This is a genomic window from Streptomyces albiflavescens (genome assembly GCF_014645835.1).
Taxonomy (GTDB): domain Bacteria; phylum Actinomycetota; class Actinomycetes; order Streptomycetales; family Streptomycetaceae; genus Streptomyces; species Streptomyces albiflavescens.
Genome location: NZ_BMMM01000006.1, coordinates 248,648 through 266,569 on the forward strand (window position 1 = coordinate 248,648; position 17,922 = coordinate 266,569).

Annotated in this window: 17 protein-coding genes and 2 pseudogenes; 9 read left to right on the plus strand and 10 right to left on the minus strand. The window is 68.7% G+C overall.

What is annotated here, in order from left to right; all coding sequences use genetic code 11:
- Window positions 1-36: 36 nt before the first annotated feature.
- From IEY95_RS18640 to IEY95_RS18660, 5 genes are all read right to left on the minus strand, one after another.
- The gene (locus IEY95_RS18640) at window positions 37-519 is read right to left on the minus strand and encodes an NUDIX domain-containing protein (RefSeq protein WP_189187163.1); all 483 of its coding nucleotides are present in this window, start codon (window positions 517-519) and stop codon (window positions 37-39) included.
- A gap of 192 nt (window positions 520-711) precedes the next feature.
- A complete protein-coding gene (locus IEY95_RS18645) occupies window positions 712-1,617 on the minus strand; it encodes a LysR family transcriptional regulator (protein WP_189187164.1) in 906 nt (301 codons plus the stop codon).
- 249 nt (window positions 1,618-1,866) lie between these two features.
- Window positions 1,867-3,012, minus strand: a complete 1,146-nt coding sequence (locus IEY95_RS18650; RefSeq protein WP_189187165.1) for a cystathionine gamma-lyase — start codon at window positions 3,010-3,012, stop codon at window positions 1,867-1,869.
- Window positions 3,009-3,500 carry a low molecular weight protein-tyrosine-phosphatase gene (locus IEY95_RS18655; protein WP_189187166.1) on the minus strand — a complete coding sequence of 164 codons (492 nt, stop codon included), beginning with the start codon at window positions 3,498-3,500 and terminating at the stop codon, window positions 3,009-3,011. The genes IEY95_RS18650 and IEY95_RS18655 overlap by 4 nt, the downstream gene beginning before the upstream one ends.
- 7 nt (window positions 3,501-3,507) lie before the next feature.
- Window positions 3,508-3,888 (minus strand): phage holin family protein, encoded by a 381-nt coding sequence (locus IEY95_RS18660; RefSeq protein ID WP_189187167.1) that lies wholly within the window; start codon window positions 3,886-3,888, stop codon window positions 3,508-3,510.
- Between the two features lie 80 nt (window positions 3,889-3,968).
- Here IEY95_RS18660 and IEY95_RS18665 point away from each other — a divergent pair, with 80 nt between their 5' ends.
- The 4 genes from IEY95_RS18665 to IEY95_RS18680 all read left to right on the plus strand — a co-directional run bounded on the left by IEY95_RS18665 (window position 3,969) and on the right by IEY95_RS18680 (window position 6,410).
- Window positions 3,969-4,286, plus strand: a complete 318-nt coding sequence (locus IEY95_RS18665) for a cupin domain-containing protein (protein ID WP_189187168.1) — start codon at window positions 3,969-3,971, stop codon at window positions 4,284-4,286.
- A gap of 189 nt (window positions 4,287-4,475) precedes the next feature.
- Complete coding sequence (locus tag IEY95_RS18670; RefSeq protein WP_189187169.1) at window positions 4,476-4,688, plus strand: DUF5326 family protein; 213 nt, start codon at window positions 4,476-4,478, stop codon at window positions 4,686-4,688.
- 273 nt (window positions 4,689-4,961) lie between these two features.
- Entirely contained in the window at window positions 4,962-5,873 is a 912-nt protein-coding gene (locus tag IEY95_RS18675; protein WP_373294491.1) for an IclR family transcriptional regulator, read from the plus strand.
- 99 nt (window positions 5,874-5,972) lie between these two features.
- The gene (locus IEY95_RS18680; RefSeq protein WP_189187170.1) at window positions 5,973-6,410 is read left to right on the plus strand and encodes an SsgA family sporulation/cell division regulator; all 438 of its coding nucleotides are present in this window, start codon (window positions 5,973-5,975) and stop codon (window positions 6,408-6,410) included.
- Window positions 6,411-6,471: 61 nt separating this feature from the next.
- Here IEY95_RS18680 and IEY95_RS18685 read toward each other — a convergent pair whose 3' ends face one another.
- Window positions 6,472-7,941 carry a YibE/F family protein gene (locus IEY95_RS18685; RefSeq protein WP_189187171.1) on the minus strand — a complete coding sequence of 490 codons (1,470 nt, stop codon included), beginning with the start codon at window positions 7,939-7,941 and terminating at the stop codon, window positions 6,472-6,474.
- Between the two features lie 220 nt (window positions 7,942-8,161).
- On the opposite strand from IEY95_RS18685, the gene thiC reads away from it, so the two are divergent.
- The 4 genes and pseudogenes from thiC to IEY95_RS18700 form a co-directional block, all read left to right on the plus strand.
- Window positions 8,162-10,009: a phosphomethylpyrimidine synthase ThiC gene (gene thiC / locus IEY95_RS18690; RefSeq protein WP_229703127.1), complete on the plus strand. Its 1,848-nt coding sequence runs from the start codon at window positions 8,162-8,164 to the stop codon at window positions 10,007-10,009.
- Window positions 10,010-10,582: 573 nt separating this feature from the next.
- A complete protein-coding gene (locus tag IEY95_RS18695; RefSeq protein WP_229703129.1) occupies window positions 10,583-11,497 on the plus strand; it encodes a hypothetical protein in 915 nt (304 codons plus the stop codon).
- Window positions 11,498-11,563: 66 nt separating this feature from the next.
- Window positions 11,564-11,775: pseudogene (locus IEY95_RS49105) on the plus strand (replication initiator); the annotation flags it as partial.
- Between the two features lies 1 nt (window position 11,776).
- Window positions 11,777-12,087 (plus strand): annotated as a pseudogene (locus IEY95_RS18700) (VWA domain-containing protein); the annotation flags it as partial.
- A gap of 217 nt (window positions 12,088-12,304) precedes the next feature.
- On the opposite strand, the gene IEY95_RS18705 reads toward IEY95_RS18700, so the two are convergent.
- From IEY95_RS18705 to IEY95_RS18715, 3 genes are all read right to left on the minus strand, one after another.
- Window positions 12,305-13,168 carry a hypothetical protein gene (locus tag IEY95_RS18705; RefSeq protein ID WP_189187172.1) on the minus strand — a complete coding sequence of 288 codons (864 nt, stop codon included), beginning with the start codon at window positions 13,166-13,168 and terminating at the stop codon, window positions 12,305-12,307.
- Window positions 13,169-13,348: 180 nt separating this feature from the next.
- Entirely contained in the window at window positions 13,349-14,443 is a 1,095-nt protein-coding gene (locus IEY95_RS18710) for a metallophosphoesterase (RefSeq protein WP_189187173.1), read from the minus strand.
- Window positions 14,444-14,645: 202 nt separating this feature from the next.
- The gene (locus IEY95_RS18715; RefSeq protein WP_189187174.1) at window positions 14,646-15,758 is read right to left on the minus strand and encodes a LacI family DNA-binding transcriptional regulator; all 1,113 of its coding nucleotides are present in this window, start codon (window positions 15,756-15,758) and stop codon (window positions 14,646-14,648) included.
- A 498-nt stretch (window positions 15,759-16,256) separates the two neighbouring features.
- Between IEY95_RS18715 and hisC the strand changes: the two genes are divergently transcribed.
- Window positions 16,257-17,336, plus strand: a complete 1,080-nt coding sequence (gene hisC / locus IEY95_RS18720) for a histidinol-phosphate transaminase (RefSeq protein ID WP_189187175.1) — start codon at window positions 16,257-16,259, stop codon at window positions 17,334-17,336.
- Here hisC and IEY95_RS18725 read toward each other — a convergent pair.
- Window positions 17,333-17,707 carry a cyclophilin-like fold protein gene (locus tag IEY95_RS18725; protein WP_189187176.1) on the minus strand — a complete coding sequence of 125 codons (375 nt, stop codon included), beginning with the start codon at window positions 17,705-17,707 and terminating at the stop codon, window positions 17,333-17,335. The genes hisC and IEY95_RS18725 overlap by 4 nt on opposite strands.
- Between the last annotated feature and the right edge of the window lie 215 nt (window positions 17,708-17,922).

The window sequence follows — 17,922 nt, forward strand, 5'->3', positions numbered from 1 at the left end:
CCTCGGGCTTCTCCGGGCAAGCCGCAGCCGCCCAAGTCAGCCCAGGTCGGGGGCGTGCATGGCCCGTACGCCCTCGATGTTCCCGTCGAGGTAGTGCCGCAGTGACAGCGGTACGAGGTGGACGGAGGCGATCCCGACCCGGGTGAACGGCACGCGTACGATCTCGTACTCGCCGCACGGCTCGTCCACCTCGGGACCGTGCCGCAGGGCCGGGTCCATGGACTCAAGACGACAGACGAAGAAGTGCTGCACCTTCACGCCGGTCGCGCCGCCGTCGTCGCCGATGTGCTCGACGGTGTCGACGAAGCAGGGCACCACATCGGTGATCTTTGCGCCGAGCTCCTCGTGCACTTCACGGTGGAGTGCGTCGACGACAGTCGTGTCCTCCGGTTCGACCCCGCCACCCGGTGTGAGCCAGTAGGGATCGACGCCGGGCTTGGTGCGCTTGATCAAGACCAGGTCGTCGCCATCGAGCAGGATGGCGCGGGCGGTGCGCTTGACCACGGGTCGGACGGTCATGGGAGAAATGTGGCCCGGCTGGTTCCACGTGAAACATCGCAAAGCCCCAAGAGCTTCAGAATGGGCCTCGGTACGGGCCTCGGTACGGGCCTCGGTACGGGCCTCGGTACGGGCTTCAGTACGGGCCTCAGTACGGGCTTCAGTACCGGCCGAGCCTTCCCGGCCTCGGCTCCACCTGAGGCCCAGGCGGCCTCAGCTCCAGTCGGCGGCCGCTCTCAGCAGCCACTCGTGCGCCCGCGCGATATGCGGCATCGCCAGCGTTCCGGTGCGGACCACCAGGAAGTACGTACGAAGAGGAGGCACCGCCGGGTCGAGGAGTGCCACGACGTCGCCACGCTCCAGGGCGTCGGTGCACAGATACCGGGGCAGCACGGCGAGGCCGGCGCCGGCGGCGGCACAGGCGAGGACGGCGCGCAGATCGGGGACGACGACGGTGCCCGAGGCGGCCGGGCGGCAGTCGAAGACAGAGGCCCAGTAGCGGGCGACGAGTGGCAGCGACTCGTGCACCTCGACCACGGGGAGGTTCTCCAGCACGTGGGCACCCTTGCGGCGCAGCTTGCCCGGGCCCACGCAGGCGGCCCAGCGCGGGGCGGCGACCAGGACGTGTTCTTCGTCGCAGAGCGGAGTCGCGGTGAGCAGCGCACCCCGTGGGCGGGCTGTCGTAATGGCCAGATCATGATGTCCGGCAGCCAGCCCCTCCAGCGTCTCCTCGGCGTTTCCGAAGGAGGCGCGCAGTGCGAAGCCCTGGCCGTCGTCGCCCGTCAGTTCCGTCAGCGCGGGCAGGGCCCGTTCGGCGGTGAACTCCGGTGGCCCTGCGAGGTGCAGGGTGCGTAAGGACGAGTCCTCTTCGAGCCCGGTCTCGGCGATCTCCACCAGGGCGTCGAGATGCGGAGCGGCCTTGTGGGCGAGCTCGTCGCCGATGGTGGTCGGAGTCACCCCGCGGGCCTGGCGCAAAAACAGGGGCCGCCCCAACTGCCGCTCCAGCGTGCGGATCTGCGAGGTGACGGCGGGCTGCGACAGTCCGAGCAACGCGGCGGCGCGAGTGAAGGAACCGGCCCGGTGCACAGTCACAAAAGTGCGCAGCAAGGCCAAGTCCATGGTGCCCCTCCCCTCCCAGCACCCCCGCGCGAGCCTCAACTATAAATAAGTCGATAGGTCTCTGTCGCTACTGTGATTGGACACTGACACAGAGTCAACTAGCCTTGTTTGCGCGGTTCTTCGCGCGCAGAACCGGGACGGTCCGAGCCACGAGGGGGGAGGCTCGGACCGTCCGTTGTACGTAGCGGGGTACTAAACCGGCGGCGCGGACGCGCGCCACCGGGTACTCACCGGTCGCTCAGTAGGCATTCACTCCGCGGATTCGGCGAGTGCCCGCAGCACGTCCGCCACCAGGTCCTCGGGATCCTCGGCGCCGGCGGAGAAGCGAATGAAGCCTTCCGGTACCGCGTCCCCACCCCACCGGCCGCGCCGCTCGGCCGTGGACCGCACGCCACCGAAGCTCGTCGCGTCGTCCACCAGTCGCAGCGCATCGAGAAAACGCTCGGCACGCGCGCGCGTGGGCAGCGTGAAGGACACCACACACCCGAATCGCCGCATCTGCTGCGAAGCGATCTTGTACGAGGGGTCGTCGGTCAGTCCCGGATAGCGCAGTCCGGTGACCTCGGGCCGCTCCCGCAACGTCTCGGCGATCGTCAGGGCGTTGGCGGTCTGCCGGTCGGCGCGCAGCTGGAGCGTGGCCAGCGAGCGGTGTGCCAGCCAGGCCTCCATGGGGCCGGGGATCGCACCGACGATCTTCCGCCAGCGCCGTACGGGAGCCATCAGAGCGGCGTCGAGCGCGGTGACGTATCCCAGGAGGATGTCGCCGTGCCCGGTGAGCATCTTGGTGCCGCTGGCCACGGAAAAGTCGGCTCCCAGCTCCAGCGGGCGCTGGCCGAGCGGGGTCGCCAGGGTGTTGTCCACCGCGACGAGGGTGCCCTGGGCGTGTGCCGCCGCGACGAGCCGCCGTACGTCGCACACGTCGAGGCCCGGGTTCGACGGGGTCTCGATCCACAGCAGCTTCGCGCCGTCGAGCACCTCCAGCTGGGCGTCGCCGCCGGTCGGGGCGGTGCGCACCTCGATGCCGTACGCGGTCAGCTGCTCGCGCACCAGCGGCAGCACCTGATAGCCGTCGTCGGGCAGGACCACGATGTCGCCGGCGCGCAGCTGGGAGAAGAGCACCGCCGAGATGGCGGCCATACCCGAAGGGAAGGCGAGCGTCTCGACGCCGTCCTGTCCGGGCGCCTCCAGCTCGCCGATGGCACGCTCCAGGAGCGTCCACGTCGGGTTCTCGTCACGGCCATAGGTGTACGGGCCGGTGGGCTCGCCCGGCAGATGGAAGTGCGCGGCGAATACCGGGCCCGGGAGCGTCGACTCGTACTTGACGGGCTCGGGCAGTCCCGCCCGCACCGCACGCGTGCCGTCACCTGTTCCCGTGACGAAATCCCCTGACGTCATGCCGCTCGTCCCTCCACTTGCTCCTGTACCGCGGCGAGCAGTCCGGGGCTCGCCGCTTCCACCATCTCAAGACACTCCTCAAAGCCGTCCATATGTCCGTAATACGGATCGGGGACGTCCAGATCGTCGCCCGCGGCCGGGTCGTACGACCGCAGGAGCCGGACCTTGGCCGCGTCCTGCGGGGTGGGTGCGAGGCGGCGCAGCGCCTTCAGGTGGCCGGAGTCGAGGGCGATGACGAGGTCGAGGCGGGAGAACCACGCGACCTGGAACTGCCGGGCCGCGTGGTCGCTCTCGTAGCCGCCCGCCTCCAGCACGGCGACGGTGCGGTAGTCGGCGCCGTCGCCCTCGTGCCAGCCGCCCGTGCCCGCGCTGTCGACCTCGACCAGGCCATCGAGCCCGGCCTCTTCTATGCGGGCGCGAAAGACGGACTCGGCCATCGGGGAGCGGCAGATGTTGCCGGTGCAGACGAAGCAGACTCGATAGGGCATCGGGCACTCAGTCCTTGCCGTCGGGCAGCACGACGTTGAGCGCCCAGGACACGATGGAGATGATCAGGCCGCCGAGGACCGCGGTCCAGAAGCCTTCCACGTGGAAGCTCAGATCGAGCTTGTCGGCCAGCCACGAGGTGAGCAGCAGCATCAGGGCATTGACCACCAGGGTGATCAGGCCGAGCGTGAGAATGAACAGCGGGAAGGTCAGCACTTTCACGATCGGCTTGACCAGGAAGTTCACCAGGCCGAAGACCAGCGCCACGATCAGCAGCGTGCCGACCTTCTTGCCGGTGCTGTCGCCCGTCAGGGTGATCTTGTCGAGCAGCCACACGGCGACGGCCAGGGCCCCCGCGTTGGCGAGCGTCTTGACTACGAAATTCTTCATGTGTCTGATCGTGGCAGAAGAGATCGACTGGGGACCAGGCTGTGGATACAGCCTGCGGCGTACGAGAGCGGACGAGGGCGATGAAGGCATTCCGGCTGGATGAACTGGAGGCGGAACGCGCCGCCAACGACGGCGCCTACCTGCAGTTTCTGCGTGAACGGAACATGTCGGTCGGCCTGTACGCGCTCGACGCGGGCGCCCTCGACCCGCAGAAGCCGCACCAGCAGGACGAGGTCTACTTCGTGGTGAGCGGGCGCGCATCGATCACCGTCGGTCTGGAGACCACCCAGGTGGCACGCGGCAGCGTCGTCTACGTACCCGCCGGGGTCGCCCACAAGTTCCACCACATCACCGAGGACCTGAGGGTGCTGGTGGTGTTCTCTCCGCCGGAGAGCTGACCTCCGCCTCAGGGTTCCCTAGGGGAACGGTCAGGGGAGGACAAGGGGCGCGAGGCCTCCGCCCGGCCCCCTCTCGGCCCTAGCATCGAATGCAGAACATCAATGCAGCACATCAATGCTGGACATCTGAGAACCCGTAATCATCGCCCCGGACTTGGGGCAACGGGCGGAGAGGTAAGGACGAGGGCGATGCGAGAGATCTTCAACGGTATGCCGTGGTGGGTGAAGTGGGTCGCGGTGCCGGTCATCGCCCTGGTTGTGTTCGGCACGGTGATAGTCAGCGTGCTCAGCGTGGTCATCAGCCTGCTCTTCAAGGCCCTGGTCTTCGTCGCACTGGTCGGCGGACTGATCTACATCGTGCGGAAGTTCATGTCGAGCTCGTCGTCGCGCAGCGACTGGTGAGGCTTCGCACGGTGACGGGTGAGGCCTGGCGGGGTGACGGGTGTCGGGCTGACGGGTGAGGCGCTGGAGGGTGAACGACCGGTAACGGGCAGGTCGGCAAAGGGAACCTGAGGTTCCCTCGGGCGAGGGAAGTTTCCGGCGAGGCCGTCTGCGAGTGGTGGCGGGCGGTTAAAGTCCGGAACTCGACGCGGGGTCGACCCCCCGCGGGCAGCGCACAGCCCCCTCCCGTGTTCCCCCGCACGGGTGGTCCCCTTCGCGCTTCGGGAGTGCCCCTTGGCCACGGTTGACACCGCACCCGCAGATTCCCCCACTCCACCCGTCCAGCGATCGGTGGTGCCCGCGGGATCATGTGTCCCGCCCACCCAGCCCCGCACCACGCCCGGAGAGACGTGTGCCCCGCGCACCCCGCCCGCGGAGGCCGCGCCCCTCGAGCCGCACGCCACGACCCTGATCGGCTCCGTGCAGCGCGCGATGCGCCTTCTGGAGGCCGTTGCTGCGCGCGAGCACGGTGCCCCCGCCAAGCAGCTTGCCCGGGAGGCCGGGCTCGCGCTGCCGACGGCGTACCACCTACTGCGCACCCTGGTCCATGAGGGCTATCTGCGCCGCGACAAGGGGTTGTTCTTCCTCGGTGGGGCGGCCGAGCGGCTGAGCAGCAGCGGAGCACAGCAGAAACGTCGCAGCACGGTGAGTGACATGCTCGCGCACTGGCGCGATTCGATCGGCGTACCCGTCTACTACGCGATCTACCGCGACGGCGAGATCGAGGTCATGTGCGTCGCCGACACCCCGAGCAACCCCGCGGTCGAGGAGTGGGCCGACTTCCGGGAGACCGGGCACGCGCACGCGATCGGCCAGTGCCTGCTGTCCCAGCTGGACGAGAAGGCCCGCCGGGACCACCTCGACCGCTACCCGGTGCAGTCGATCACTCCGTACACGGTGCGTGACAATGACAGCCTGCTGCGGCGCCTGGAGCGGACGGGACGGATGGAGCCCGTCATCGAGCGCCAGGAGTACGCGCTGGGCACCGTCTGCGCCGCGATCCCCATCACGGCAGGCTCAACTGCCGGGACGATGGCCATTTCTCTGCCTTGTCATCAGGCCGAGCGACTGCTACCCGCCGCACGCCAATTGCAGAGCGAAATCGGCAAGTTGCTAGGGACACTCGCGATCTCTATCAGTATCTGAAAACTCACTCCTTGTGATCTCTCGTGCACGTTGAGCAAGATTCCAGCAGTGTCAGGGGGACGATTCCTGGCCAGTCGACGGCAAACGACGGGGTAGGCGATGCGCGAGTCAGTACAGGCAGAGGTCATGATGAGCTTCCTCGTGTCGGAGGAGTTGTCCTTCCGCATTCCGGTGGAGCTCCGATACGAGACCTGTGATCCGTATGCCGTGCGGTTGACCTTCCATTTGCCCGGAGACGCCCCTGTGACCTGGGCGTTCGGCCGAGAGTTGATGATCGATGGCGTGGGCCGGCCGTGCGGCGACGGCGATGTGCACATCGCGCCCGCGGACCCGGAGGCGTTCGGCGAGGTGCTGATCCGACTTCAGGTGGGCGGCGACCACGCGCTGTTCCGGTCCGGGGCGGCGCCGCTCGTGGCGTTCCTCGACCGCACGGACAAGCTGGTGCCGCTGGGACAGGAGCGTTCCCTCGCGGACTTCGACACGCACCTCGACGAGGCGCTGGACCGCATTCTGGCGGAGGAGCAGAGCGCGGGCTGACGCATCGACACCCCTAAGCGGAGTAACGCTTCCTCACAAGGGGCAGGGGTGCCGGCTGCCTTCAGCGCTTGCGGCGGCGGCCCTTCCCACTGAGTACCGGCGTCCTGGCTCCCGCGGGCCCCACAGGGTCGGCCGCGGTCTCCGTGCGGTCCGCAGAAACCACCAGGGCGGCCAGCGCCGTGGTCACCGGTACCGAGGCGACGAGGCCGATCGAGCCGATCAGGGTGCGCACGATCTCCTCGGCGACCAGCTCGCTGTTGGCGACCCTGCCCACGCTGCTCTGCGCGATCGAGAACAGCAGCAGGAGAGGCAGCGCGGCGCCCGCGTAGGCCAGGACAAGGGTGTTGACGACGGACGCGATGTGGTCGCGGCCGATGCGGATGCCCGCCCGGTACAGGCCGCGCCAGCCCATCGAGGGGTTCGCCTCGTGCAGCTCCCAGACCGCGGACGTCTGCGTCACCGTCACATCGTCGAGCACACCGAGCGAACCGATGATCACGCCCGCGAGCAGCAGACCACTCATGTCGATGGACGGATACAAGCCATGGATCAGGCCGGTGTTGTCGTCGGTGTTTCCGGTCAGCGCCGCCCAGCCGATGAAGACGGAGCCGAGCACACCGATCAGCACCAGCGAGAGCAGTGTGCCGATGACGGCCACCGACGTGCGGGCAGAGAGGCCGTGACACATGTAGAGCGCGATCAGCATGATGGCGCTGGCCCCGACGACCGCCACGATCAGCGGGTCCGAGCCATGCAGGATCGCGGGCAGGATGAAGAGGTTCAGGATCAGGAAACTGATGGCCAGCGCGATGAGCGCCATGACACCGCGCATCCGGCCCACCACCACGACGACCAGCGCGAAGATCCCGGCGAGCAGCGCCAGGGGGAACTTCCGGTTCACGTCGGTGACCGAGTACTGCAAGTCCCTGGGCGCGGAGGGCTCGTAGGCGACCACGACCTTCTCGCCCTGATGCAACTGCCGCGACTGGTCCGGCTGGACGATCTCGGTGAACGTACGGCCCTTGTCCTTGCCGGTGTCGATCCGGATCGACGCCTTCTTGCAGTCGCCCGTCGCCTGCTGCTGCGCGGAGGAGCCCTCGGCGGTGGAGGTGTCACCGGTCGGGGTCTCCCCCGAGGCGTTCACGGACTTGCAGTCCACCTTGTCGACCTTGGTGACCGTCGCCTGCTGGGTCTGCCGGTCGAAGCCGACACCGGTGCGCTCGTGGGACGGGGCGCCCCCCGGCCAGAGCACAACAAGGCCCACGACGACCGCTGTCGCGAAGGGGATCAGCACCGCGGCGATGACCTTGCGCAGGTGCTTGGAGACGGGCGCTGCGGGGCCGTGGCTGTGACTGTGTGAGTGGCCGTGCCCGGCGCCCGGCCCGTGGCTGTCGCCGGGTCCGGGGCCATGGCCGCCACCGATCGGTCCATGTCCGCGACCGTCGCCGGAACCATGTCCATGGCCGTCACCGGAGCCGGATCCGCGAGGCGGTCCGGACGGTGGGAACGGGGGCTGCTGCATTGTGGTCACCGACCGATCATCGCAAGAACGGAAGGGGCCCTCTGTTCAGCGCGCCAGATATGACGCTAGCGTGGAGGCACCTTTGCACACGCGGGAGCTCGGAGCACCGGGCTGAGAGGGCGCTGACCTTCGTCTCAGCGATGTTTCACATGAAACATCGACGGACGGAAGCCGCTGCGTCGACCGCCGAACCTGTTACCGGGTAATGCCGGCGTAGGGAGTAGGTCTCATGACCAACAAGGACGTACGCACGCCTGCCTCCAGCCAGACGGACGGGACGCTTGTTCCGGACGAAAGCGGTGGGGTATCCGCCCCGGCCGAGAACGGCGAGGCCGGGAAGTCCATCGGCTGGCACAAGGCGTATGTCGGGGGCTCGCGCACCGATCTACGAGTGCCGGTCCGTCAGGTGCACCTCACCAACGGGCAGTCCGTCACGCTGTACGACACCTCCGGCCCGTACACCGATCCGACCGTCGACACCGATGTACGCCGGGGGCTGGCACCGCTGCGCGAGAACTGGATCATCGCCCGCGGTGACACCGAGGAGTACGCGGGCCGTCCGGTCCGCCCCGAGGACGACGGGATCAAGCACACCTCACCGCGCGGGGGGCTGCGCAACCTCGACGCGGTCTTCCCGGGGCGGCCGCGCCAGCCTCGCCGGGGCCGCCCCGGACAGGCGGTGACGCAACTCGCGTACGCCCGCCGCGGTGAGATCACGCCCGAGATGGAGTTCGTGGCGGTCCGCGAGAACGTCGACCCCGAGGTCGTACGCGAGGAGATCGCCGCGGGCCGCGCGGTGCTGCCCTCGAACGTGAACCACCCGGAGATCGAGCCGATGATCATCGGTAAGCGGTTCCTGGTGAAGGTCAACGCCAACATCGGCAACTCGGCCGTGACGTCCTCCATCGAGGAGGAGGTCGAAAAGATGACCTGGGCGACCCGCTGGGGCGCCGACACGGTCATGGACCTGTCCACCGGCCGCAACATCCACACCACCCGCGAGTGGGTGCTGCGCAACTCCCCTGTCCCCATCGGCACGGTGCCGCTCTACCAGGCGCTGGAGAAGGTCGATGGTCGCGCCGAGGAGCTGACCTGGGAGATCTACAAGGACACGGTCATCGAGCAGGCCGAGCAGGGCGTGGACTACATGACGGTCCACGCGGGCGTGCGCCTGTCGTACGTGCCGCTCACCGCGAACCGCAAGACCGGCATCGTCTCGCGCGGCGGCTCGATCATGGCGGCCTGGTGCCTGGCGCACCACAAGGAGTCGTTCCTGTACGAGAACTTCGAGGAGCTCTGCGAGATCCTCGCGGCGTACGACGTCACGTACTCGCTCGGCGACGGGCTGCGGCCCGGTTCCATCGCGGACGCCAACGACGCTGCGCAGTTCGCGGAGTTGAGGACGCTCGGGGAACTCAACACGATCGCCAAGCGTTTCAACGTACAGACCATGATCGAGGGCCCGGGACATGTCCCGATGCACAAGATCAAGGAGAACATCGACCTTCAGCAGGAGATCTGCGATGAAGCTCCGTTCTATACGCTCGGCCCGCTGACGACGGACGTCGCGCCGGCGTACGACCACATCACCTCCGGCATCGGTGCCGCGATGATCGCCTGGTGGGGCACGGCCATGCTCTGCTATGTCACGCCCAAGGAGCACTTGGGCCTGCCCAACCGTGACGACGTCAAGACCGGCGTCATCACCTACAAGATCGCCGCCCACGCAGCCGACCTCGCCAAGGGGCACCCGGGTGCGCAGGAATGGGACGACGCGCTGTCCGACGCCCGCTTCGAGTTCCGGTGGGAGGACCAGTTCAATCTGGCCCTCGACCCGGACACGGCACGGGAGTTCCACGACGAGACACTGCCGGCCGAGCCCGCCAAGACGGCCCACTTCTGCTCCATGTGCGGGCCGAAGTTCTGCTCGATGAAGATTAGTCAAAGCATCACAGAGCAGTTCGGTGGTACGGCGGCTGCGGGGGCGACGGCTGAGGAGGTCGCTGAGGGGATGCTCCAGAAGTCGAAGGAGTTCGCGGCTAGCGGGAACCGGGTGTACCTGCCGCTCGCGAACTGATCGCTGGAACGGCGGTGTTCCTTGGGGCAGTCGACCAAGGAGCACCGCCGTAGTTCACTGTCGCTGGGCATTCCTGAGCCGCTCGACCTGCTTGTTGATCAAATCGGCGGGGAAGGAAGCGGGACTGTCGCCCACCTTCGTCGTGATTTCGGCTCGTTTCACGGTCTTCCCGGGTTCGCGTTGTGGGGCTGGCCTGCGGTTTTTCGAGCCGGGTGGGAGTCCGGGCCCGGGCCGGGAGGCTTTGGGACGCCGACGAGGCTCAACGAGCGCGTCAAGGCCGCCGGTCTTCGGACTCAAGTGGCCCCACGCGACTCGAAAATTCCACCGGGGTCGTCCTGCTGGTAACCCATCTGCCGGGGGCGGCGCCGGTGAGGCGTGAGGCGTAGGTCGCACGGCGGGGGGTCTGGGTTGTCAGTGGCTCCTGTTAGCTTCCTGTGCGTCGCTGAAGAGATCACGGCCGCCCCCCTTCAGGTGCAGAGCGACTCGCACCTGACATTCAGTGACGTATGCGCACGAGCCGTGCGATTACGCCCGGTCCACTCGACCGGACGAGTCACTCCTTGGAGGAGAAACTTGAAGACACGCAGCGTGCTGGGGCGTCCGGCCCGTATTGCGGCCGTTCTCACGGCGGCCCTGGGGCTCGCGGTGGCGGCGGCCCCGCTGACGGGCACAGCACAGGCTCACGAGGCGGCGACGGGAACGCTCAGCTTCAGCGGCGACCCGGGCGAGTACACCACCGGCGGCCAGTCCGCCACGTACACGGCCGGGGCGGTCCAGCAGTTCGACGTCCAGGGCGCCACCGACGGGAACTCCGTGTTCACCTCCGTGGTGACGAACGAGGGCAAACGCTGGACGCTCCACCTGGCCGCCCCCGACGGCCAGAAGCTCACCGAGGGCACCACCTACACCGGGGCCCTGCGCTGGCCCTACGCCCAGCCGCAGGACCCGGAGTTGGCGTTCGGCGAGGACGCGCGCCAGTGCGACACCAGCACCGGTTCCTTCACCGTCTCGCATATCGCCTTCGGACCGTACGGCTATGTACGCGAGATCGACGCCACCTTCGAGCAGTACTGCAACGGGGCCACCGTGCCCGCGCGCGGTGAACTCCACGCCCAGATGCCCGAGCCGCCCGCCGAGCTCACCCTGGGCATGACCCTCGACTCCGCGGGCAAGGTCAACTCGCAAACCGGCCAGATCACCGTTGGCGGCTCGGTGACCTGCAACAAACCGGCGCAGGTCGCCGTCAGTGGCAACGTCGACCAGGTGCAGAAGAAGGCGACGGCGATCGGCTACTACGAGACGACCGTCGCCTGCACGCCCGGCGCGCCGGTCCCGTGGACGGTCTCCTTCGCCAGCATCGAGCCCGGCACCGCCTTCCGCTCCGGCGCCGCCACCCTGCGGGGTGCGGCCAAGGCGGACGACCGCGACTACCCGGCGACTGTGAACACTGGGCAGCAGACCACCCAGGTCACCCTCGACAAGGCGTGACCCTGGCCTGATTCTGGCATGACCCCGCCGCGGGTCCGGCATCGCGCCGGGCTCGCGGCTTTCGCGAGGCCCGCTATCGCCGTTCGGCGTCAGCTCGCCTCCTCGGCGGGCCTCGTCAGTCCCGCTTCCCAGACGACGCGCGGCTGTCCTTCGCCCGCGTCGCCGAATACCAGAAGCGCGCCGCCGTCCACGTGCACGCGGTCGTTCGTCTCGACGGCCCGGCTGGACCGGACGGCGAACCCCCGGCCTGGGGCACAGCCGAGCGACTCGCCAACGCCGCGTGAGCACCCGGCCGCCGATCCCACTCTGGTGCTGTTCTTCTCCGATGGAGGTGTCTATCGCAACAAGGAGATCGAGAAGGAGCTGCGGGAAGCGGTCGAGGAGCCGATCTTCTGGCAGTCGTGGGCCTGGGCCGGTCCAACTACGGCGTGCTGGAGCGGTTCGACACGTTGTCGGGCCGACGCGTCGACAACGTCGGATTCTTGGCCGTCGACGACATCAGCGGCGTCCCGGACCCGGAGCTGTACGACCGGCTGCTGTCCGAGTTCCCGGCCTGGATGACCGCGGCCCGGCGGCTCGGGATCATCTGACCGAACCCTTCCGGGGTGCGCGGCATCCGACCGGGTCCTGCCGGACCGGGCATCGGCTGATGGCGCCCGGCCAGGGGGCGTTCGAACGCGCCCTCCCGGGGAGCGCACGGGCGTACGTCACCCACCGGTTCGGGCCCACGCCTCATCAGCGCGGGCCCCGGTTCCTCCCCGCACCCGGCGTCACCCCCGGACATGAGCCACCCGGCCGGCCCGGGCGTCACTCCGGCTGGTGCTCCGGCCCTCCGAAGTCCGGGCTCGTGAAGTCCGGGCTGGAGAAGCTCGGGCGAGGGCCGGCCGCGGGCCCGCCCTCGGGGCTGCTGAACCCCGGCCGGTTGTAGCCGAGTTGTGGGATGCGGCTGGGCGTCGGTGCCGGACGGCCCAGTGCCGCCGAGCCCGGGTCGGCGAGGGCCTCCCGGAGGAACGGCAGGATGCCGCGCTCCAGCAGGGCCTCGTGCCAGGCTTCCCTGGCCCGGGCCACCCGTTCGTCCAGCTCGCCGCGCGCTCCGGCCTGGAGCGAGGACGAGCTGTTGCGCAGTGCGGTCAGCAGTAGTCCGACCGCGGCGACCAGAATCGCGGCGGCCGTGACCGCGCCGAAGACCCATCCGGTGGTGAGGAGGGTCTTGGCGAACGCCTGCTCAGGGGCGAGCATCTTCAGGAGGTAGCCCACGAGGAGGAAGATCGCCGCCGCTGTCCCGGCGAGGACGGGGGCGAGCACCGCGACGACGGCGATGGCGCCGGCCCCGGCGGTCTCGGAGACCTCGCCGACGGTGGCGGCGAGCCCCATCGCGGTCGCACCCGGCTCCGCGGAGCCGGCTTCCTCGCTCACGACCTGGGCGGACGACGCCGGCTGGCGCAGTTCCTCGCGGACCTTCACGTAATGCTGGTATTCGGTCGCCGCGGCCACCGTGATGAGTGCGGTGGCGTTGAGCGCCATGGTGCGCAGTTGTTCGGGGTTGAGCCGCTGGCCGACAGCGGCGAGTTCCGGGCGGGTTGGTGCGGAGCGCAGCGCCTCATCGAGGATCCGCTCGTATTCCTGGCGGTCCTCGCTCAGCAGGTGCTGCGGAACGCTGTTCATGTGCATCCCCCGATGCTCCGTAGGGCTGGTGGCTCGCACGCTGACGAGCCGTTGGGCAGAAACGGAGGGGAGCCTGCTACGGATAAGCCGATGGTAGAGCGGTGACGGCACGCCGTGACAGGGGGTTTCCAGAAATTGCCCCCTGGCCAGCGCAGTCCTCCTGGGGGACGCCTGCCCGGTGAACGCTCAGCTATCCAGGGGCAATTGCTGGACCAGTAGCTTTCCGGCCATGGTCACGCCGCCGTCCATCGCGATGGCCAACCCGTCGGCGTACAGATGCGGTCCCTCGACCACCGGGCCCGCGCTGTCCTCGCTGTCCTCCGAGCCGACCTCGCCCAGGAGGTACGGAATGGGGCTGTGACCATGGACGATGCGGGTGCCGCCGTACGTGCCGAGCAGTTCGCGGACGGCCTCGGCGCCGCCGTCGTCGCGGAAGGCGAAGCGCTTGGTGAACTTGCGGAAGAGGTCCCAGCACTCGTCCGCGTCATTGCGGGTGAGTGTCTCCCGGACTGTGTCGTTGACCGCTTCGATGGAGTCGCCGTAGTCGAGGTAGGCGGTGGTGTCGGAGTGCACCAGGAGGTGATCGTCGACCAGCTCCATGGCGTCGAGGCGGGCCATCCACTGCAAGTGGTGGTCCTGGAGACGGTCCATGTCGGTCTTCTGGCCGCCGTTGAGCAGCCAGGCCGCCTGGAAGGTGGCGGTGCCCGCTCCGGAGTTGACGGGGGTGTCGCCGAACCGCTTGGCGCCGAGCAGGAGCAGCTCGTGGTTGCCCATGAGCGCCTTGCAGTAGCCGCCGGCCGCGGCCGCCTCGGCGGACAGCCGCATCACGAGGTCGATCACGCCGATGCCGTCCGGGCCGCGGTCGGTGAAGTCGCCGAGGAACCACAGGCGTGCGGTTCCGGCGGACCAGTTGCCCGCGGCGTCGACGAGGCCCTGCTCCTGGAGCGCGGCGACCAGCTGGTCGAGATAGCCGTGCACGTCCCCGACGACGTACAGCGGGCCGGGCCCGTCGATCGGCTGCGGAGCGGCCACAGCGGCGGGGTCAACAGCGACCTGAAGCGTGTCACCTCGGTTGATGACGGGTAGATCGCGCAGGGTGGGGGTGTACGCCTCCGTGGAGTCCGCCGGGTAGGCAGGGGACTCCTCGGCGGGTCTGGTGCCCCCACCGGGGGGCGTGTTCTGTGCGTACGGACCGGTCTCGTGGACGTACGCGGGCACCCGGAAGTCGCGCAACGTCGCCGTCCGCACCACCTCGGGTCCCTGACCGGCCCCCTGAGTCATCGACCCCTCCACCACCATCGCGCCGCATCTGCACCGGATCGGACTGCCTGGTCGCAGCGGCCCGCGGTGTCGTCCGCCCATCATAGGAATGCGGATCGCGCCATGTGATGACCCAGGGGTGGTGAATCGGAGGAGGAGCCCAGTTCACCGCGGTTTTCGCCCGAATTGGGCGGGGCTTTCCCCGCCCTTTCTGCACCGGGCGTCAACCCTCCTCGGGTGATCGGGGCGGACTGACTGTCGTACGGGGCGGACGGCGCTCGGAGGACGTCCGCACGATCAGCTCCGTCGGTATCACCTGCTCGACCGGTTGGTCCGATTCGACCCCCTCGATGGCGTCGATGAGGAGCTGGACCACCGCCGTGCCGATCCGGCGCGGCTTGAGGGAGAGCGTTGTGATGGGCGGCTCGGTGTTGGCGTAGACGGTGGACTCGCTGCAGCAGACCAGCAGCAGGTCGTCCGGTACGCGCAGGCCGTAGCGCCGGGCCGCGGCGAGCAGGTCGGTGCCGTTCGGGTCGAAGAGACCGTAGACGGCGTCAGGGCGGTCGGGCCGGGCGAGGAGCCGGTCGGCGGCGACGGCTCCCGCGCACGGATCGTGCGCGGGGTAGGCCTCGTACACCGGATCCTGGCCCACACGCTCGCACCAGCGCAGGTATGCGGTGGTCGAGAGGTGGGTGTACGTGTCGGTGGTGGTGCCGGTGAGGAGGCCGATCCGGCGGGCGCCGGCGTCGGCCAGGTGGTCGAGGATGCCCAGAACCGCGGCCTCGTGGTCGTTGTCCACCCAGGCGGTGACCGGGAGCGAGCCGGCCGGGCGGCCGTCGGAGACGACCGGTAATCCCTGCCGGACCAGCTCGCTGACGACTGGGTCCTGGTCGGACGGGTCGATGACCACGGTTCCGTCCAGGGCGACGTTCGACCACACGTCGTGGCGCGAGGTCGCGGGGAGGATGACCAGGGCGTAGCCCCGGGCGAGCGCGGCCGAGGTGGCGGCTCTGGCCATCTCCGCGAAGTACGCGAACTCCGTGAAGGTGAAAGGTTCATCCCCGTATGTCGTCACGGTCAGGCCGATGAGGCCCGACTTGCCGGTACGGAGGGTTCGGGCCGCGGCCGACGGGCGATAGCCCAGCCGGTCGGCGACCTCGCGGACGTGGCGTCGGGTGGCGTCCGGGAGCCGGCCCTTGCCGTTGAGGGCATCGGACACGGTCGTGATGGAGACTCCTGCGGCCGCAGCCACGTCTCTGATACCCGCCCGGCCCGGTCGACCGCCTCGGCGGGAGGTTTCCGCCCGGCTCACCTGGTGCTTCCCTGCTGCTGTCATGGCGAGCCGATAGTAGGGCTCATGCGGTGGGGTAGTGCGGACGCATATGCACTCGTTGACAGGCACGTTTCTGCATGGTCAAAGGCAGTCAACTTCCTTGGAAATAAAGGAAGTTGAGCGATTCTACGGTAGTACATGACTTGTCGGCACGCATGGGCCTGCCAAGGGGGTCATGTTTCGAAGAGGTCTCAACTCACCTTCACGAGGGATGCGCGCCACGGCGTGAGCCACCGGCGCGTGCGCGGCCAAATGGTGCGCCCCCCAATTCGTACGCCTTCGTACGAGGATGACCGGCGGACGGGACGAGGATGATCACCGGGACGTACGAGGATCACCGCCGGGCCGCACGTGAGTGATCGTCGGGCCGCGGCCGGTGGTGGCCCGGTTGCCGTTCGGTTGTCCACAGCCCATTCGCAGCGGCGCCGAATCCTCATAAGGTGAGAAGCATTGGTAGCCGGTGGTGGTCATGAGCCGGTGGTGGTCACGAGGAGGACTGCGGTGAGCGAGACGAACCCCAAGCTGCGTGCCGAGCTGGAGGGTATCCCCACCTACAAGCCCGGCAAGCCGGCCGCGGCCGACGGTCCGGTGGCGTACAAGTTGTCCTCGAACGAGAACCCGTATCCGCCGCTGCCCGGTGTGATCGAGAGCGTGACCGCCGCGACCGGGTCCTTCAACCGCTACCCGGACATGGCGTGCACCGGGCTGATCAGCGAGCTGTCGGACCGTTTCGGCGTCCCCCTCTCGCACCTGGCGACCGGCACCGGCTCGGTCGGGGTCGCCCAGCAGCTGCTGCAGGCGACGAGCGGCCCCGGCGACGAGGTCATCTACGCCTGGCGGTCCTTCGAGGCGTACCCGATCATCACGCAGATCAGCGGGGCGACCTCGGTGAAGGTGCCGCTGACGCCGGGCGAGGTGCACGACCTGGACGCGATGGCGGACGCGATCACCGACCGGACCCGGCTGATCTTCGTCTGCAACCCCAACAACCCGACCGGCACCGTGGTGCGCCGGGCCGAGCTCGAGCGGTTCCTGGACCGGGTGCCCAGCGATGTGCTGGTCGTGCTGGACGAGGCGTACCGCGAGTTCATCCGTGACGTCGAGGTGCCGGACGGCGTGGCCATCTACCGTGATCGGCCCAACGTCTGCGTGCTGCGCACCTTCTCCAAGGCGTACGGGCTCGCCGGCCTCCGGGTCGGCTTCGCGATCGCCCATGAGCCGGTCGCCGCGGCGCTGCGCAAGACGGCGGTCCCCTTCGGCGTGAGCCAGCTGGCCCAGGATGCCGCGGTGGCGAGCCTGCGCGCCGAGGACGAATTGCTCGGCAGGGTCGGCTCGCTGGTCTGCGAGCGCCAGCGTGTGGTCGAGGCGCTGCACGGTCAGGGCTGGACGGTGCCCGAGACGCAGGCCAACTTCGTGTGGCTGCGACTGGGGGAGCGCACGCTCGACTTCGCCGCCCACTGTGAACAGGCCGGTGTCGTCGTACGCCCCTTCGCCGGCGAGGGAGTCCGCGTCACGATCGGCGAGACCGAGGCCAACGACATCTTCCTGAAGGCGACGGAGGCGTTCCGCAAGGAGCTCTAGTCCGCCACGAGTTCTACGCGTACCGGGTCGCCGTCCCTTGCGGTGGCGAGCGTGCGTGGGTCCCCGTCGAGGCGGCCGAGGACGTTGCACGGGCTCGCGAGGCGGCACTCCTCGCCTCTCGAGATCGGGGTGGGGCCGTAGGGGAGCGCAAGGGCGTCGCCGTCGGTCCAGAAGGCCACGGTGCCGGGCTCGACGACCTGTTGGGCGCTCTCCTCACGAGCGACGGAGACGCCGGTGTCGAAGTAGACCTCCTCGCCCCAGGTGCGGGCGGTGGAGGCGAGCGGCAGTGCCTTGGCGAGGGCCCGGGCGGTCGGGGTGTCGTCGAGGGCCGCGGTGAGGTGCCCCGCGGGCCAGGAGATCCGTATCTGCATGCCACGGATTCAACAATATGTTGAAGTTCTTGCCAAGGGATTCGCCGGGCTCGGCGGGCCTCTTGGTGGAGGCAGCCGCGCCTGTGGCCCGTACGGCCACGCTTAGGTACCCCCCACCCGTCAACCCTCGAACGGCTATGCGTCATAATTGCTTGTGAATGTGAACGCGTTCACAAACGTGTCCCGGTTGCTCCCGTGATGTACGTGACAAAGGG

Bases quoted from the DNA above. Each gene is read 5' to 3' on its own strand.
- IEY95_RS18705 (WP_189187172.1), bottom strand. From the start codon at position 13,168: ATGCACATGAACAGCGTTCCGCAGCACCTGCTGAGCGAGGACCGCCAG.
- IEY95_RS18650 (WP_189187165.1), bottom strand. From the start codon at position 3,012: ATGACGTCAGGGGATTTCGTCACGGGAACAGGTGACGGCACGCGTGCG.
- IEY95_RS18715 (WP_189187174.1), bottom strand. From the start codon at position 15,758: ATGACAGCAGCAGGGAAGCACCAGGTGAGCCGGGCGGAAACCTCCCGC.
- IEY95_RS18710 (WP_189187173.1), bottom strand. From the start codon at position 14,443: ATGACTCAGGGGGCCGGTCAGGGACCCGAGGTGGTGCGGACGGCGACG.
- IEY95_RS18645 (WP_189187164.1), bottom strand. From the start codon at position 1,617: ATGGACTTGGCCTTGCTGCGCACTTTTGTGACTGTGCACCGGGCCGGT.
- IEY95_RS18665 (WP_189187168.1), top strand. From the start codon at position 3,969: ATGAAGGCATTCCGGCTGGATGAACTGGAGGCGGAACGCGCCGCCAAC.
- IEY95_RS18670 (WP_189187169.1), top strand. From the start codon at position 4,476: ATGCGAGAGATCTTCAACGGTATGCCGTGGTGGGTGAAGTGGGTCGCG.
- IEY95_RS18725 (WP_189187176.1), bottom strand. From the start codon at position 17,707: ATGCAGATACGGATCTCCTGGCCCGCGGGGCACCTCACCGCGGCCCTC.
- IEY95_RS18680 (WP_189187170.1), top strand. From the start codon at position 5,973: ATGCGCGAGTCAGTACAGGCAGAGGTCATGATGAGCTTCCTCGTGTCG.
- IEY95_RS18655 (WP_189187166.1), bottom strand. From the start codon at position 3,500: ATGCCCTATCGAGTCTGCTTCGTCTGCACCGGCAACATCTGCCGCTCC.
- thiC (WP_229703127.1), top strand. From the start codon at position 8,162: ATGACCAACAAGGACGTACGCACGCCTGCCTCCAGCCAGACGGACGGG.
- IEY95_RS18640 (WP_189187163.1), bottom strand. From the start codon at position 519: ATGACCGTCCGACCCGTGGTCAAGCGCACCGCCCGCGCCATCCTGCTC.
- IEY95_RS18660 (WP_189187167.1), bottom strand. From the start codon at position 3,888: ATGAAGAATTTCGTAGTCAAGACGCTCGCCAACGCGGGGGCCCTGGCC.